The organism is Bradyrhizobium sp. CCBAU 53421 (assembly GCF_015291625.1).
Taxonomy (GTDB): Bacteria; Pseudomonadota; Alphaproteobacteria; order Rhizobiales; family Xanthobacteraceae; genus Bradyrhizobium.
On the sequence record NZ_CP030047.1, the window covers coordinates 2,643,127 to 2,659,404 of the forward strand.

The following is a 16,278-nucleotide window of genomic DNA, read 5'->3' on the forward strand; positions in this document are numbered from 1 at the left end:
AGATATAGGGATTCCATAAAGATGGAACGGGTGCGCCTTCACCCTCCCCTGGAGGGGGAGGGTCGCTTCACATCGCGTCAGCGATGCGAAGCGGGGCGGGGTGACGGTCCCTCCGCGTCCGACAGCGCCCGTGCTGAGAGATCACCCCACCCCGTTTCGCATTCCGCTTCGCTCCATGCGAACCGACCCTCCCCCTCCAGGGGAGGATGAAGCAGTAGGCACCTTTGGGTCGATGTGGTGCAGGACGACGGCGGAGAACGTGGCCGGCACTTAGGCCACTTATAGGATTCCTATAACGTCCATATTCACCACCTCTCGAAAACCTATGCCCCGGATGGCACCTCACGGTCATCCGGCGCGAGACGCTTATGCGGTCGTCCGCGCCGCTCGGATGCATAGGAGTCTCTCATGATGGACATTCTCATGGCGGCGCTCGCGATCGGCTTCTTCGCGGCTGGCATCGGTTACGCCTACGCCTGCGAACGGCTGTAACGGAGGCGGCGATGATCTTCGATTACTCGCTTGCCGGCCTCGTCTCGCTCGGCCTCTTGTTTTACCTCACCTACGCGCTGCTGCGGCCCGAACGCTTCTAGGCCTGCAATGTCAGCACTCTGCACAATTCTGTTGGCCGACGCGGCGCTGACCGGGCTTTTGCTCGGTCTGTTCGCGTCGCTGCTGCGCTTCGCACCCATTCGAAAGGCTTGACGCAATGACCGTCATCGGCTGGATTCAAATTATTCTGTTTTGCGCGATCGTGGTCGCGCTGGTCAAGCCGCTCGGCTGGTACATGACCCGCGTGTTCAACGGCGAGCGCACCTTGCTCTCGCCCGTGCTGCGCCCGATCGAGCGCGGCATCTACTGGGTCGGCGGCGTCGACGAACGGCGCGAGCAGCACTGGCTGACCTACACCGTCGCCATGCTGCTGTTCCATGTCGGTGGCTTCGCGCTCATTTATGGCCTGATGCGGCTGCAGGCGGTGCTGCCGTTCAACCCGGCCGGCCAGAGCGCGGTTGCGGAGGACCTCTCCTTCAACACCGCGATCTCCTTCATCACCAACACCAACTGGCAGAATTACGGCGGCGAGAGCACGCTGTCCTATCTGGTCCAGATGCTGGGTCTGACCCACCAGAACTTCCTGTCGGCGGCGACAGGCATCGCGCTGGCGATGGCCTTGATCCGCGGCTTCACCCGCTCGTCGATGCGTACGGTCGGCAATTTTTGGGTCGATGTCACCCGCTGCACGCTCTATGTGTTGCTGCCGATCTGCATCGTCTATGCGCTGTTCCTGGTCTGGCAGGGCATGCCGCAGACGCTCGGTGCCTATGTCGACGCCACCACGCTGGAAGGCGGCAAGCAGACCATCGCGCTCGGACCGGTCGCCTCGCAGGTTGCGATCAAGATGCTCGGCACCAATGGCGGCGGCTTCTTCAACGCCAACGCCGCGCATCCGTTCGAGAATCCGACGGCGCTGTCGAACCTCGTGCAGATGATCTCGATCTTCGCGCTGGGCGCCGCGATGACCAACGTGTTCGGCCGCATGGTCGGCAACGAGCGCCAGGGCTGGGCGATCTTCGCCGTGATGGGCATCCTGTTCGTCGCCGGCGTCACCGTCACCTATTGGGCGGAAGCCAACGGCACCTCGGTGCTGCAGGCGTTCGGTCTTTCCGGCGGCAACATGGAGGGCAAGGAGGTCCGCTTCGGCATCGTCGCGTCCTCGCTGTTCGCCGTCGTCACCACTGCCGCGTCCTGCGGTGCGGTCAACGCCATGCATGACAGTTTCACCGCGCTCGGCGGCATGATTCCGCTGATCAACATGCAGCTCGGCGAGGTCATCATCGGCGGCGTCGGCGCCGGCTTCTACGGCATGCTGCTGTTCGTCGTGCTGGCGATCTTCGTCGCCGGCCTGATGGTCGGCCGCACGCCGGAATATGTCGGCAAGAAGATCGAGGCGCGCGAGGTCAAGATGGCGATGCTTGCGATCCTGGTGCTGCCGCTGATGTATCTCGGCTGGACCGCGGTCGGCGTGGTGCTGCCGTCGGCGGTGGCCTCGATGGCCAATGCCGGCCCGCACGGCTTCACCGAGGTGCTCTATGCCTTTACCTCGGCGACCGGCAATAACGGCTCGGCGTTCGCGGGCCTCACCGGCAACACCCTGTTCTACAATCTGACGCTCGCCTCCGCGATGTTCGTCGGCCGTTTCTTCATGATCGTGCCGGCGATGGCGATCGCGGGATCGCTGGTCGAGAAGAAGTCGATCCCGGCCTCGGCCGGCACCTTCCCGACCACCGGCGGGCTGTTCGTCGGCCTCGTCATCGGCGTGATCCTGATCATCGGCGGTCTGACCTTCTTCCCGGCGCTGGCGCTCGGGCCGATCGTCGAGCACCTCGCCATTAACGCCAACACCCTGTTCTGATCGAATTGTCTGGAGTGATATCCATGGAAACCATGAAACTGCAGAAGCAGGTGACGGCGTCGACCATGCTCGACCCGAAGATCCTGGTGCCGGCGATCAAATCGGCCTTCGTCAAGCTCGATCCACGGCTGATGGCGAAGAACCCCGTGATGTTCGTAGTCGAGGTGGTGGCCGCATTGACCACGGTCATTTTCGTACGCGACCTCGTCACCGGGAATGCCAATCTCGGCTTCACCTTCCAGATCATCCTTTGGCTCTGGTTTACGGTGCTGTTCGCCAACTTCGCCGAAGCCGTCGCCGAGGGCCGCGGCAAGGCGCAGGCGGAGTCCCTGAAGAAGACCCGCACCGAGAGCCAGGCCAAGCTCTTGACCGGCGCCGACCGGACCTACCGCATGGTGCCCGGTACCTCGCTCAAGGTCGGCGACATCGTGCTGGTCGAGGCCGGCGATAACATCCCGTCCGACGGTGAGGTGATCGAAGGCGTCGCTTCGGTCAACGAAGCCGCGATCACGGGTGAGTCCGCGCCTGTCATCCGCGAGTCCGGCGGCGACCGTTCGGCGGTCACCGGCGGCACCCAGGTGCTGTCGGACTGGATCCGCGTCCGCATCACCGCGGCGCAGGGCTCGACCTTCATCGACCGCATGATCAAGCTGGTGGAGGGTGCCGAGCGGCAGAAGACGCCGAACGAGATCGCGCTCAACATCCTGCTTGCGGGCCTCACCATCATCTTCGTGTTCGCGACGGTGACGATCCCGAGCTATGCGGCCTATGCCGGCGGCTCGATCTCGGTCGTGGTGCTGGTCGCGCTGTTCGTCACGCTGATCCCGACCACGATCGGCGCGCTGCTGTCGGCGATCGGTATCGCCGGCATGGACCGTTTGGTGCGCTTCAACGTGCTGGCGATGTCGGGTCGCGCGGTGGAAGCCGCCGGCGACGTTGACACGCTGTTGCTGGACAAGACCGGCACCATCACCCTCGGTAACCGCCAGGCGACCGCGTTCCGTCCGATCCGCGGCGTCTCCGAGCAGGACCTTGCGGATGCGGCACAGCTTGCCTCGCTGGCCGACGAAACGCCGGAGGGCCGCTCGATCGTGGTGCTCGCCAAGGAGAAGTACGGCATACGCGGCCGCGACATGCATGAGCTCGCCGCGACCTTCGTGCCGTTCACGGCGCAGACCCGCATGAGCGGCATCGATGCCGGCGCGATGTCGGTCCGCAAGGGCGCGGTCGACGCCATCCTCGCCTATGTCGACGGAGGATCGTCGCGCGCGCTTGCCTCGGGCAATACGGTCCGCGCGGTCGCGGCGACGATGAGCGCGGAAGCGCGCGAGATCCAGGCCATTGCCGACGAGATCGCCAAGGCCGGCGGCACGCCGCTGGCGGTCGCCAAGGACGGCAAGCTGCTCGGCGTCGTGCATCTGAAGGATATCGTCAAGGGCGGCATACGCGAGCGGTTTGCCGAGCTACGCCGCATGGGCATCCGCACCGTGATGATCACCGGCGACAACCCGATGACCGCGGCCGCGATCGCGGCCGAGGCCGGCGTCGACGACTTCCTGGCGCAGGCAACCCCCGAGGACAAGCTCAAGCTGATCCGCGACGAGCAGTCCAAGGGCAAGCTGGTCGCGATGTGCGGCGACGGCACCAACGACGCGCCGGCACTCGCGCAGGCCGACGTCGGCGTCGCCATGAACACCGGCACCCAGGCCGCCCGCGAGGCCGGCAACATGGTCGACCTCGATTCCAACCCGACCAAGCTGATCGAGGTGGTCGAGATCGGCAAGCAGCTGCTGATGACCCGCGGCGCGCTGACCACGTTCTCGATCGCCAACGACGTCGCAAAGTACTTTGCGATCATCCCGGCGATGTTCCTCGCGTTCTATCCGCAGCTTCAGGTGCTGAACATCATGCACCTGGCGAGCCCGCAGAGCGCGATCCTGTCGGCGATCATCTTCAACGCGTTGATAATCATCGCGCTGATTCCGCTGGCGTTGAAGGGCGTCAAATATCGCGCGGTCGGCGCCGGCGCGCTGCTCAGCCGCAACCTGATGATCTACGGCTTAGGTGGCATCGTTATCCCGTTCATCGGCATCAAGGCGATCGACCTCATCGTCGCCGCCCTGGGCCTGGCTTAAGGAGCCGCAATCATGTTGAGAGAAATCCGCCCCGCCATCCTCGTGCTGGTCCTGCTGACCGCGATCACGGGCCTTGCCTATCCGCTCGCCATCACCGGGATCGCCGGCGTGATCTTTCCGCGGCAGGCGCAAGGCAGCTTGATCGAGCAGGACGGTAAGGTGATCGGTTCCGCCCTGATCGGGCAGGAATTCAAGGAGGACAAATACTTCCACGGCCGGCCGTCGGCGACGGTCGCGCCCGATCCGAACGATTCCACCAAGACCGTGCCGGCCCCCTACAATGCCGCCAATTCCGGCGGCTCCAACCTCGGCCCGACCAGCAAGGCGCTGAACGATCGGGTCAAGGAGGATGTCGAGAAGCTGAAGGCGGAGAACCCGTCGGCCAGTGTGCCGGTCGATCTCGTCACCACCTCGGCCAGCGGTCTCGATCCCGACATCTCGCCGGACGCAGCGCTGTTCCAGGTGCCGCGGGTCGCCAAGGCGCGCGGCATGTCCGAAGACGCGGTGCGCGAGTTGGTGACGCAGAACACGCAGGGCCGTTTCGCCGGCGTGATCGGCGAGCCCCGCGTTAACGTTCTTGCGCTCAACCTGGCGCTCGACGCGGCGAAGGTGAAATAGGGGAGTAGGCCCGCTCTCGCAGGATGACTATATTGCGGTATGGCCAATCAGCGCGACCTCGATAAACGACCCTCGCCGGATGCGCTGCTGGAGGCGGCGCGCCGCGAGACCGATCGGTCGGGGCGGCTGAAGATCTTCATCGGCGCCGCCCCCGGCGTTGGCAAGACCTACGAGATGCTCTTGAGCGCCCACGCCCGCCTCAAGGCAGGCGTCGACGTCGTGGTCGGCGTCGTCGAAACCCACGGACGGGCGGAGACCGAGGCGCTGCTCAGGGGTCTCGAAGTGATACCGCGCAAGCGGCTGGCTTATCGCGACCAGACGCTCGAGGAGATGGACCTCGACGCCTTGATCGCGCGGCGGCCGCAACTCGCGCTGGTCGACGAGCTCGCCCATACCAACGCGCCGGGTAGCCGGCATCCCAAGCGCTATCTCGATGTCGAGGAATTGCTGTCGCACGGCATCGACGTCTACACCGCGATCAACATCCAGCACATCGAGAGCCTCAACGACGTCGTCGCGCAGATTACCCATGTGCGGGTGCGCGAGACGGTGCCCGACTCGGTGGTCGATCGTGCCGATGCGATCGAGCTGATCGACCTCACGCCCGACGATCTGATCCAGCGCCTGAAGGAGGGCAAGGTCTATGTGCCGAAGCAGGCCGAGCGGGCGCTGGAACACTATTTCTCACCCGGCAATCTGACCGCGCTGCGCGAGCTGGCGCTGCGGCGTACTGCTGAGCGAGTCGACGAGCAATTGCTCACCCACATGCAGGCCAATGCGATCCAGGGGCCTTGGGCCGCCGGCGAGCGCATCCTGGTCTGCCTGAGCGAGGATCCGCGCGCGGCCGGCCTCGTCCGCTACACCAAGCGCCTGGCCGACCGGCTGCATGCGCAATGGACCGCGGTCAGCATCGAGACCCGGCGCAGCCTGCAACTGACCGACGAGCAGCGCGACCGGCTGGCCGATACGATGCGGCTCGCGGAATCGCTCGGCGGCGAGGCGCTGACGCTTCCCGGCGTCGGCCGCCGCATCGCCGACGACGTCATCAATTTCGCCCAGGCCAACAACGTCACCCAGATCATCATCGGCAAGTCGACGCGCTCGCGCTGGTTCGAGCTGACCCACGGCTCTGTCGTGCACGATCTGGTGCGCCGCGCCGGCAATATCAGCGTCAACGTGATCGCCGGCGACGAGCTGCCGGTCGGCAAGGCGGCGGTGCAGACCGCGCAGCGGCAGGAGCCGTTCAACCCGCGGCCCTATCTGATGGCGCTGCTGCTGACGGCCATCGGGCTCGGCGCGGCCAAGCTGATCCAGCCGTTCTTCGGCATCGAGAATGTCGACCTCGTCTTCATCACTGCCGTGGTCGGCGCGGCGGCGCGCTACGGCCTGTGGCCGTCGCTCCTGGCGAGCGTCGCCGCCTCGCTGTGCTACAACTTCTTCTTCCTGCCGCCGGTCTATACCTTCACCATCACCGACCCGACCAACGTCGCGGCGTTCTTCTTCTTCATGCTGATCGCGCTTCTGGTCTCCAACGTCGCGGCGCGGGTGCGCGTCCAGGCCGACACCGCGATCGGCCGTGTCCGCACCACCGAATCGCTCTATGCGTTCAGCCGCAAGCTTGCCGGCACCGCGACGCTCGACGACGTGTTGTGGGCGACCGCCTACCAGATCGCGCTGATGCTCAAGGTCCGCGTCGTGCTGCTGCTGCCGGAGGGCGGCATGCTGACCGTCAAGAGCGGCTATCCGCCCGAGGACCAGCTCGATCAGGCCGATCTCGCCGCCGCCAACTGGGCTTGGGGCAACGATCGCCCGGCCGGCAGGGGCTCCGACACGCTGCCGGGCGGCAAACGGTTGTTCCTGCCGATGCGGACCGGCCGCGGTCCGATCGGCGTGATCGGCATCGACGACGACCGCACCGGGCCGCTGCTGACGCCGGACCAGCGTCGCCTGCTCGACGCGCTGGTCGACCAGGGCGCGCTCGCGATCGAACGCGTGCTGCTGGTCGAGGACATGGATCGCGTCAAGCGCACGGTCGAGTCCGACCGGTTGCGCGGCGCGCTCCTGACCTCGATCTCACACGACCTGAAGACGCCGCTGGCCTCGGTGCTCGGCTCGGCCTCGGCGCTGCGCGATCTCGGCGCCAGCCTGAGTGACGCGCAGAAGCATGACCTGCTCGCGACCGTGATCGACGAGTCGGAGCGGCTGAACCGGTTCATCGCCAATCTGCTCGACATGACCAAGCTGGAATCCGGCGCGATCGTGCCGAACACCGCGCGGCACGATGTCGGCGAGATCGTCGGCAGCGCGCTGCGGCGTGCCGCCAAGATCCTGGTGCATCACCGGGTCTCGCTGCAGCTCGCCGCCGACCTGCCGATGCTGGAGCTCGATGCCGTGCTGTTCGAGCAGGTGCTGTTCAATCTGCTCGACAACGCTGCCAAATACGCCCCCTCGGACACTACGATCTCGATCCGCGGCACGCGCGATCGCGACGCCGTGACGCTGCAGATCCTGGACGAGGGTAATGGCATTCCGGCCGCCGAGCTCGAAAGCGTGTTCGACAAGTTCTATCGCGCCGAGAAGGGCGACCATGTCCGCCCCGGCACCGGCCTCGGGCTTGCGATCTCGCGCGGCTTCGTCGAGGCGATGCGCGGCACCATCGCGGCGGCCAACCGCTGCGACCGGAGCGGCGCCGTCATCTCCATCCGCCTGCCTGTTACGGCCGACGCCAACGCGCTGGACACTGCTGCATGAATGCGACGCCGATCAAAGTCCTGGTCATCGACGACGAGCCACCGATCCGCAAGCTCTTGCGGATGGGGTTGAGCACGCAGGGCTACGACATCCTCGAAGCCTCCAACGGCAGAAACGCGCTCGAGATGCTGGGGGAGGGGCCGGCGCTGATCATTCTCGATCTCGGTCTGCCCGACATCCAGGGTCACGACCTCTTGCGCATGATCCGCGGCCGCAACGAGAGCGTCCCGATCGTGGTGCTGTCGAGCCGCGGCGACGAGGCCGGCAAGGTGCAGGCGCTCGATCTTGGCGCCGACGATTACCTGACCAAGCCGTTCGGCATGGACGAATTGCTGGCGCGACTGCGTGCGGCGCTGCGCCACCAGCTGCAGGTGCAGGGCGAGCGGCCCGTGTTCCGCTCCGGCGATCTCTCGGTCGATCTGGTGCGCCGGATCGTCAAGGTCGGCGACAAGGAGATCAAGCTGTCGCCGAAGGAGTACGACCTGCTACGCGTGCTGGTGCAGCATGCCGGCAAGGTGCTGACCCACCGTTTCCTCTTGAAGGAGTTGTGGGACGAATTGACCGACGCGCAATATCTACGCGTCTATGTGCGCCAGCTCCGCCAGAAGATCGAGGCCGATCCCGAGCGTCCGCAATTCGTGCTGACCGAGACCGGCATCGGCTATCGGCTGCGTGCGGCGGATTAGCCTCGGAACTTTCACTCTCATCGAGGCTTGTTTTCCGTTAGCGGGAGAGAAGCCATGGCAAGAAAATACTCGCGAAAGGCATCAAGCGATGTCGAGCGTGTGATGAAGAAGCGCAAGGCCGGGACGCTGCGCAGCGGCCGCTCCAAGAAGAAGGTGAAGAGCCGCAAGCAGGCGATCGCGATCGGACTGTCGGAAGCGCGCGCCAAGGGGCGGAAGGTGCCGAAGAAGGCGTCGAAGAAGACGGCGAAGCGCAAGACGGCGAAGAAGCGGAAGACTGCGAAGAAGAAGTAGCCTTCGCATATCCGTCCTCGTCGTTGCGAGGAGCGAAGCAACGAAGCAATCCATCTCTCCACGCCGGGAGAGATGGATTGCTTCGCGGAGCCTGTCATCCGGCGGCGCTACGCGCCGACCGGGTGGCTCGCCATGACGTGGAGAGGCCTTACCCCGCCTTGCGCGATCGCGCGCTCGACCGGTGCGCCTTCTTGGCGGTACGGCGATGTGCGGCCGGGCGCCGCGCGGTGGAGCCTGAGCGCCTTGCGCTACCCTTGCGGTCCTTCAGGCTCTGCTTCAGCGCGTCCATCAGGTTCACCACATTGCTCGGCTTCTCCTCGCGCGCGGCGGCCTTGATCGGCTTGCCGGCGGCCTTGCGGCGGACCAGGGCCTTCAGCGCGGTCTCGTACTCGTCCTTGAATTTCGACGGATCGAAATGCGCGGCCTTGCTGTCAAGGATGTGGCCGGCGAGCTCGATCATGTCCTTGGTCACCTTTGGGGTCTTGATGTCGTCGAAATAATCGTCGGCATCGCGGACCTCATAGGGGTAGCGCAGGGTGGTGCCGAGCATGCCCTTGTCGAGCGGCTCGATCGCGATCACGTGCTCGCGGTTGGTCAGCACGATCCGCGCCAGCGCGACGCGGTCCTGATCCTTCATGGCGTCGCGGATCACGGCGAAGGCGTCGACGCCGGCCTTGCCGTCGGGCCTGATGTAATAGGGGTGGTCGAGATAGCGCTTGTCGATCTCGCCCTCGGGCACGAAACTGTCGATGTCGATGGTGTGGTTGCTTTCGATCTGAACCGCCTCGAGTTCGTCCTTCTCGATCTCGACATATTTGCCTTTGCTGACCTCGTAGCCACGGCCCTTCTGGTCGCCGTCGACGACGTCGCCGGTCTCGGTATCGACCATCTGCTGCTTCAGCCGGTTGCCGGTCTCCCGGTTGATCATGTGGAAGCGGGTCTTCTCGACCGTGGTCGAGGCCGGATAGAGCGCCACGGGGCACGAGACCAGCGAGAGTTTGAGCGTGCCTTTCCAGTAGGCGCGGGGAGCGGCCATGATCGTCTCCAAACAGCTTGAGTTTGGAACTTGAACGGATACCGTAGGTTTTGGTTCCTGATGGCCGCGCAGAGGCGGCGGCCGCCGTTTGCGCCGAGGCCTGCACGTGCCGCTGAGAAACCTCACCACCTATCGCAAGAAGCGCGACTTCGAGAAGACCAATGAGCCGTCGGGCGAGGTCAAGGTCGCACCCGGCAAGCAGCGGCGCTTCGTGATCCAGAAGCACGACGCGACGCGGCTGCACTATGATTTCAGGCTGGAGTTCGACGGCGTCTTCAAGTCCTGGGCGGTGACGCGCGGGCCCTCGCTCGATCCCCATGACAAGCGGCTCGCGGTCGAGGTCGAGGATCATCCGCTCGACTATGGCGATTTCGAAGGCACCATTCCGGAAGGCCAGTATGGCGGCGGCACGGTGCAGCTGTGGGATCGCGGCACCTGGGTATCTGATGATCCCGAGCGCGGCTTCAGGAAGGGCGACTTGAAGTTCACGCTGCATGGCGACAAGCTGCACGGCAGCTGGGTGCTGGTGCGGATGAAGAACGACCGCTTCGGCGGCAAGCGCACCAACTGGCTTCTGATCAAGCACCGCGACGAATATGCCGTTGAGGGCAACGGCGAGGCGATCCTCGACGAGGACCGCTCGGTCGCCTCCGGCCGTTCGATGGCAGAAATCGCGGCCGGCAAGGGCCGCGCGCCGAAGCCGTTCATGCTGGCGAAGGGGAACGGGAAGGGCAACGGCAAGGCCAAAGCGGATGCGGTCTGGCAGTCCAATCACGGCATGGCCGCCGACGCGCGCGCCAGGACCAAGGCGCCGGCGCCCAAAGCGCAATTGAAGGCGAGGCCGAAGGCGCAACCGAAGCAGGTGGCGGAGATGCCGGACTTCGTTTCGCCGCAGCTCTGCGCCGCGGTGGAGAGTCCGCCCAACGGCGCGGGCTGGTGTCACGAGATCAAGTTCGACGGCTATCGCGTGCAGCTCCGCATCGAGGACGGCGAGGCCGTGGTGAAGACCCGCAAGGGGCTCGACTGGTCCGACAAGTTCGGCGCCATCGTGAAGGAGGCCGGCAAGCTGCCGGATGCCCTGATCGACGGCGAGATCGTGGCGCTCGACAAGAACGGCACGCCGCATTTCTCGACGCTGCAGGCGGCGCTGTCCGACGGCAAGACCGACCAGCTGATCTTCTACGCGTTCGACCTGCTGTTTGCCGGCACCGAGGATCTTCGCCCGCTGCCGCTCACCGAGCGCAAGGCGCGGCTGCAGGCGCTGCTGGCGGCGCGCAAGGGCAAGAATCCCCTGATCCGCTATGTCGAGCATTTCGAGGAGCGCGGCGACGCCGTGCTGGATTCCGCGCGCAAGCTCGGGCTGGAGGGCATCGTCTCCAAGCGGCTCGACGGCGCTTACCGTTCCGGCCGCTCCGATGACTGGACGAAAGCAAAGATCCGCGCCGGCCATGAGGTGGTGCTCGGCGGCTGGAAGGACACCAACGGCAAATTCCGCTCGCTGATGGCGGGCGTCTATCGCGGCGATCATCTGGCCTTTGTCGGCATCGTCGGCACCGGATTCGGACAGGACACCGTCCGCCGCATCATGCCGGCGCTGAAGGCCGCGGCATCCGACACGAACCCGTTCGGCGGCAAGGATGCGCCGAAGAAAGCCCGCGACGTGCACTGGCTGAAGCCGGAGCTGGTCGCCGAGATCGAGTTCGCCGGCTGGACCGATGCCGGCAATATCCGCCAGGCGGCGTTCAAGGGCCTGCGCCAGGACAAGCCGGCGCATGAGGTCGAGGCCGAGCGGCCGGTCGCAACCAAAGTGGTGAAGCCGATGGCCAAAGGGAGATCATCAGGGAAATCAACCGGCGAGGTGATGGGTGTCACCATCTCCCATCCGGACAAGGCCTTGTGGCCCGACGCCGGCGACGGGGCGCCGGTGACCAAGCTCGATCTCGCCAACTATTTCGAGACAGTCGGCGAATGGATGATCTCCTATCTCAAGGGCCGGCCGTGCTCCATCGTGCGTGCCCCTGATGGCATCAAGGGCGAGACGTTCTTCCAGCGTCATGCGATGGCCGGCACGTCGAAGCTCCTCAAGCTCGCCAAGGTTTCCGGCGACCGCAAGCCGTATCTGCAGATCGACCAGGTCGAGGGCCTGGCAGCGGTCGCGCAGCTCGGCGGTCTCGAACTGCATCCCTGGAATTGCGCGCCCGATGCCTATGACACGCCGGGCCGCCTGGTGTTCGATCTCGATCCCGCACCCGACGTCGCGTTCTCCGACGTGATCGACGCCGCCAAGGACATGCGCCAGCGGCTGACCGCGGTCGGCCTAGAGAGCTTCTGCAAGACCACCGGCGGCAAAGGGCTTCATGTCGTGGCGCCGCTGCTCGCAGGCGCCAGGGACAAGGTGACCTGGAAGGAGGCCAAGGCATTCGTGCAGGCGATCTGCCAGTGGATGGCGCAGGACGATCCCGAGCGCTATCTGATCAACATGTCGAAAGCCAAGCGCACCGGAAAGATCTTCCTCGACTATCTGCGCAACGACCGGCTCTCGACCGCGGTCGCGGTGCTGTCGCCGCGGGCACGGCCGGGCGCGACGGTGTCGATGCCGCTGACCTGGAGCCAGGTGCGCGGCGACCTCGATCCGAAGAAATATACGGTGCGGTCGGTGCCGGCGCTGCTCGCCAAGAGCAAGGCGTGGGCCGGCTACGAGGATGCGGCCTCGTCGATCAAGGCGGCGATGAAGAAGCTGGAGGGGCGTTAAGACCTAACATCCCCTCCGCTCGTCATACCCCGCGAAAGCGGGGTATCCAGTACGCCGCGGCCCATCGGCTCAGTAATGGCTTCCTCTGGAATACTGGATCGCCCGGTCGAGCCGGGCGATGACAGTCGTTGATGTGGATCGGGTTACAGTGCCGCCTCGCGCTACAATCGTCCGAGCAGCAACAGGATCAGCAGGATCACGATCACGAGGCCGAGACCGCCGCCGCCATAGTAGCCGGTGCCGTAGAACGGTCCGCCGCCGATGCCGCTGAAGCCGCCAAGCAGCGCAATGACCAGAATGATAAGAATGATCGTTCCAAGTGACATCTCAGTTCTCCTCAGCCCCGCGGGCCTCTCGTCTCTGCCCTTCGGGGGAGGAAACAACCCGCAACTATGAAGGTTCCGGGTAGAGCGGTGCGATAAAGCTGTGTGATCTTCCATTTGCGGTGGAACAGAATTACATGAGCGGAATCCAGGGAGGAGTGCACCGCGATGTCGGCTCCGTTGATTGTCTCGATCCCCCACAGCCTCGGCCGCGACGAGGCGATGCGGCGCCTGAAGACGGGCCTGTCGCGCGCCGCGGCGAATGTGCCCGTCATGAGCGTCGACGAAGAACGTTGGGAGGATAACCGCATGAGCTTCCGCGTCCGCGCGCTGGGGCAGGTCGCGGCCGGACATCTTGATGTCGAGGATACCCATGTGCGCCTGGAGGTAACGCTGCCGTGGCTGCTGCAGCGCTTCGCCGAGGTCGCGCAGGTCGCCATCCAGAAAAGCGGGCAGTTGCTGCTGACCAAGCGCTGACGCGCGACGCTAGCCTTGCGCGCCTGCGCGTTTCGGGGCGCGCTTCGTTCCGGCTGCGACCTTCGCTTTCACAACTGCGACCGGCTGTTTTGCGAACAGCGTCGAGAGCTGAGTTTTGCCGTCGCCGCCCGGGAGCGCATATCCGGCCAGGTCGATCTGGCCTTCAAAGGCTTCGGGGCGTGGCCAGCTGCGTCCGCCCTGCGTGAACGGGGCAAATGATTTCGCCACCGCGACGATGACCGCCTCGCGGCCATGGCGCCGCGCGAAGGCGATGACATGATCGCGATGCGGGCCGCTGACCGTGAGCGGCTGGTAGTCGCCGCTGGTGAAGACGTCAGGCAGCTCGTTGCGCAGCCGCAGCAGGTGCCGCGTCCATGCGAACTTCAGCCGGCCGTCGCGCCAGCTTTCCGCCAGCGCATCCCAATCCGGCGCCTCCAGCGCCGCGAGCATGTCCGCGCGTGCGGCAAAGTCGACCGGACGGCGGTTGTCGGGGTCGACAAGCGAAAGATCCCAGCTTTCGGTGCCCTGGTAGAAATCCGGCACGCCCGGCATCGTCGCCTTCAGCGCGATCTGGCTCAGCGAGTTCAGCGCGCCGATCAGCGCGGTGCGCTGTGCCAGCGTGTCGAGGGCATCGAGGAATTCAGTCGAAGCGTTGCGATCGAGGATCCGATCGATAAAGGTCTTCACACCCGCTTCATAAGGCTCGTGCGGATTGAGCCAGCTGGTCTCCTGCTTGCCCTCGCGCGCGGCCTTCAGGGCATAGGCCTGGATGCGCGCGGTCAGCGAGGTGTCGCCAGGATCCCAGGCGCCGATCAGGGCCTGATACAGCATGTATTCGAACGTGGCCGAAGGGGCGCGCATCTCGCCGTCGAGCACCAGATGCGGCGCGTTCAGCACCTTCCAGCGCGCCACCGCGCTGGTCCATTCGCCGGGGATTTCCGCAAGCGCCATGATCCGGGCGCGGGCATCCTCGCCGCGCTTGGTGTCGTGGGTCGCGGTCGACGTCATGCCGTGCGGCCATTCGCGGACGCGGGCCTGCATCATGGCGTGGAAGGTCTCAGGCGCGATCGCGCTGGCTGCCGGATCGCCGCCGACCTCGTTGAGCGCGAGCAGGCGGTGGTAGCGATAGAACGTCGTGTCCTCCAGCGATTTCGCCATCATCGGCCCGGTGAACTGCTGCACCTTCAGCGCGAAGCGCCGCACCCGCGGCGCGCTGTGCGGCGGCCGGCCGGGCTTCAGGAGGTCCATGGTCAGGGCATCGCGCAGGAAGTCGAAGATGCCTTCGTCGGCGGCGAACCAGTCGGCGCGGGCGCGCGCGATGGTCTCGCTGATCAGCGCGCGATCATGCGCGGCTGGTCCCGAGGCGGTGAGATAGGTGCGATAGACCGGGAAGTGCAGCACATACAGCTCGAGTGCCTGCCGCAGGCTGTCGGCGGAGAAGTCGCGGGTCGAATAGTGCCCGCTGGCAATGCGCGCGACGAGCCGCGCCAGCACGGTGAATTCGCTGGTCAGCAAGGTCTCCAGCACGCGACGCTTGGCTGCGCGCAGCACCGGCGTCAGGTTCGGCGACTGGTTGCTGATCTGGCGCCAGATCTCGTTGAGCGGCTCGAGGCCGCGACCTTCGACCAGCACCTGGCTGATCGTGTTCATCCATTCATAGCCGGTGGTGCCATGGACGCCGCTGAACTTCGTCAGCTTCTCGTCCTCGCCGAGGATCTTCTCGATCACCATGTAGAACGGCTTTGCCTTGGCGCCCTGCGCCGAGCGGATCAGGCGGCGCAGCCGCTGGAAATATTGCGCGGGATCGCGCAGGCCGTCGATATGGTCGAGCCGCAGGCCCTGCAGCCGGTTTTCCGCGATCAGCCGCTTGACGAGGCTGTGGCTCGCCTCGAACGTCGCGGCGTCCTCGACCCGGAGACCGGCCAGCGTGTTGACGTCGAAGAAGCGGCGATAGTTGATGTCGCTGGAAGCAAGCCGCCAGTGGCCAAGCTTGTAATGCTGGCGCTCCAGGAGATGATGCAGCGCCAGCGTCGGGGTGGGCCGGTCCTCGCCGGCGCGATAGGCGTCGAGCCCGCGCGCGATGATCTCGGAGCTTCCTTCGATCGCCTGGATCGCGGCCTTCAGGGCCGGCGCTTCCTTGCGGTTCGGGTGACGCAGCCCGCGATACCGTGCGGCGAGCTCGAGCAATGCGCGCCCTGCTGTGCTGTCTTCGGCGCCGGCCTCGCGAACGATGGTCCGCAGCACCTCACCATAGCGCTCCGGCGCGATCGGCAGGCGATGCTCGAAATACCAGGCGGAGAAGCTGCCTTCGTCTGCGTCGTAGCGCAACTCGATGTCACCGCGCTCCAGCGCCTTGCCGTAGGACGAGCCGAGGATTGGCAGCAGCACGCCGCCGCGTGCACGATAGGGCAGCTGGTCCCAGTCGATGTCGAACGAGACCGCGTGCGGCGACACCGGGCCCCATTCCAGGACGTCGAGCCACCACGGATTGTCGGCAAAGTGCACGCCGACATGGTTCGGCACGAAATCCAGGATCAGCCCGAGGTCGCTCTGCTTCAGCGCGTCGCTGAACCGCGCAAAGCCGTCTTCGCCGCCGAGTTCCGGATTGAATTTGGTGTGATCGACGACATCGTAGCCGTGGGTCGATCCCTTGCGCGCCTTCATGAAGGGCGAGGCATAGACATGGCTGATGCCGAGCGCCTTCAGATACGGCGCCACCGCGGCGGCGGCATCGAAGTCGAAATCGGCAGTGAGTTGCAGTCGGTAGGTCGCGATCGGGATCGCCGGAGGCATTGT

General features: G+C 65.5%; 12 protein-coding genes. 9 read left to right on the forward strand and 3 right to left on the reverse strand.

The window, feature by feature from the left end; genetic code table 11:
• The first annotated feature begins 503 nt into the window (after positions 1-503).
• The 7 genes from XH92_RS12505 (at position 504) to XH92_RS12535 (ending at position 8,894) form a co-directional block, all read left to right on the forward strand.
• Positions 504-593: a K(+)-transporting ATPase subunit F gene (locus XH92_RS12505; RefSeq protein WP_016846764.1), complete on the forward strand. Its 90-nt coding sequence runs from the start codon at positions 504-506 to the stop codon at positions 591-593.
• Positions 594-709: 116 nt separating this feature from the next.
• Positions 710-2,413, forward strand: coding sequence for a potassium-transporting ATPase subunit KdpA (gene kdpA, locus XH92_RS12510; RefSeq protein WP_194459478.1), 1,704 nt, complete (start codon positions 710-712; stop codon positions 2,411-2,413).
• A gap of 23 nt (positions 2,414-2,436) precedes the next feature.
• Complete coding sequence (gene kdpB, locus XH92_RS12515) at positions 2,437-4,548, forward strand: potassium-transporting ATPase subunit KdpB (RefSeq protein WP_194459479.1); 2,112 nt, start codon at positions 2,437-2,439, stop codon at positions 4,546-4,548.
• A 12-nt stretch (positions 4,549-4,560) separates the two neighbouring features.
• Positions 4,561-5,166, forward strand: coding sequence for a K(+)-transporting ATPase subunit C (locus tag XH92_RS12520; protein ID WP_194459480.1), 606 nt, complete (start codon positions 4,561-4,563; stop codon positions 5,164-5,166).
• A 39-nt stretch (positions 5,167-5,205) separates the two neighbouring features.
• Positions 5,206-7,917 carry a sensor histidine kinase KdpD gene (locus XH92_RS12525; RefSeq protein ID WP_194459481.1) on the forward strand — a complete coding sequence of 904 codons (2,712 nt, stop codon included), beginning with the start codon at positions 5,206-5,208 and terminating at the stop codon, positions 7,915-7,917.
• On the forward strand, positions 7,914-8,603 hold the full coding sequence (locus tag XH92_RS12530) for a response regulator (RefSeq protein ID WP_194459482.1): 690 nt from the start codon (positions 7,914-7,916) through the stop codon (positions 8,601-8,603). The genes XH92_RS12525 and XH92_RS12530 overlap by 4 nt, the downstream gene beginning before the upstream one ends.
• Before the next feature lie 54 nt (positions 8,604-8,657).
• On the forward strand, positions 8,658-8,894 hold the full coding sequence (locus tag XH92_RS12535; protein WP_194459483.1) for a DUF6496 domain-containing protein: 237 nt from the start codon (positions 8,658-8,660) through the stop codon (positions 8,892-8,894).
• A 148-nt stretch (positions 8,895-9,042) separates the two neighbouring features.
• Here XH92_RS12535 and XH92_RS12540 read toward each other — a convergent pair whose 3' ends face one another.
• Entirely contained in the window at positions 9,043-9,930 is an 888-nt protein-coding gene (locus tag XH92_RS12540; protein WP_194459484.1) for a Ku protein, read from the reverse strand.
• 106 nt (positions 9,931-10,036) lie between these two features.
• On the opposite strand from XH92_RS12540, the gene ligD reads away from it, so the two are divergent.
• Positions 10,037-12,682, forward strand: coding sequence for a DNA ligase D (ligD, locus tag XH92_RS12545; protein WP_194459485.1), 2,646 nt, complete (start codon positions 10,037-10,039; stop codon positions 12,680-12,682).
• A 161-nt stretch (positions 12,683-12,843) separates the two neighbouring features.
• Here the strand turns inward: ligD and XH92_RS12550 are convergent, their stop codons facing one another.
• Positions 12,844-13,008: a DUF3309 family protein gene (locus tag XH92_RS12550; protein WP_076865768.1), complete on the reverse strand. Its 165-nt coding sequence runs from the start codon at positions 13,006-13,008 to the stop codon at positions 12,844-12,846.
• Between the two features lie 165 nt (positions 13,009-13,173).
• Between XH92_RS12550 and XH92_RS12555 the strand changes: the two genes are divergently transcribed.
• Positions 13,174-13,482 carry a polyhydroxyalkanoic acid system family protein gene (locus tag XH92_RS12555; protein ID WP_194459486.1) on the forward strand — a complete coding sequence of 103 codons (309 nt, stop codon included), beginning with the start codon at positions 13,174-13,176 and terminating at the stop codon, positions 13,480-13,482.
• Positions 13,483-13,491: 9 nt separating this feature from the next.
• Here XH92_RS12555 and treY read toward each other — a convergent pair whose 3' ends face one another.
• Positions 13,492-16,275, reverse strand: coding sequence for a malto-oligosyltrehalose synthase (treY, locus tag XH92_RS12560; RefSeq protein ID WP_194459487.1), 2,784 nt, complete (start codon positions 16,273-16,275; stop codon positions 13,492-13,494).
• Positions 16,276-16,278 lie beyond the last annotated feature (3 nt).

Excerpts from the sequence above, each read along its gene's own strand:
- treY (WP_194459487.1), bottom strand. The coding sequence starts at position 16,275 with ATGCCTCCGGCGATCCCGATCGCGACCTACCGACTGCAACTCACTGCC.
- XH92_RS12525 (WP_194459481.1), top strand. The coding sequence starts at position 5,206 with ATGGCCAATCAGCGCGACCTCGATAAACGACCCTCGCCGGATGCGCTG.
- XH92_RS12535 (WP_194459483.1), top strand. The coding sequence starts at position 8,658 with ATGGCAAGAAAATACTCGCGAAAGGCATCAAGCGATGTCGAGCGTGTG.
- kdpA (WP_194459478.1), top strand. The coding sequence starts at position 710 with ATGACCGTCATCGGCTGGATTCAAATTATTCTGTTTTGCGCGATCGTG.
- kdpB (WP_194459479.1), top strand. The coding sequence starts at position 2,437 with ATGGAAACCATGAAACTGCAGAAGCAGGTGACGGCGTCGACCATGCTC.
- XH92_RS12540 (WP_194459484.1), bottom strand. The coding sequence starts at position 9,930 with ATGGCCGCTCCCCGCGCCTACTGGAAAGGCACGCTCAAACTCTCGCTG.
- XH92_RS12555 (WP_194459486.1), top strand. The coding sequence starts at position 13,174 with ATGTCGGCTCCGTTGATTGTCTCGATCCCCCACAGCCTCGGCCGCGAC.
- XH92_RS12505 (WP_016846764.1), top strand. The coding sequence starts at position 504 with ATGATCTTCGATTACTCGCTTGCCGGCCTCGTCTCGCTCGGCCTCTTG.
- XH92_RS12530 (WP_194459482.1), top strand. The coding sequence starts at position 7,914 with ATGAATGCGACGCCGATCAAAGTCCTGGTCATCGACGACGAGCCACCG.
- XH92_RS12550 (WP_076865768.1), bottom strand. The coding sequence starts at position 13,008 with ATGTCACTTGGAACGATCATTCTTATCATTCTGGTCATTGCGCTGCTT.
- XH92_RS12520 (WP_194459480.1), top strand. The coding sequence starts at position 4,561 with ATGTTGAGAGAAATCCGCCCCGCCATCCTCGTGCTGGTCCTGCTGACC.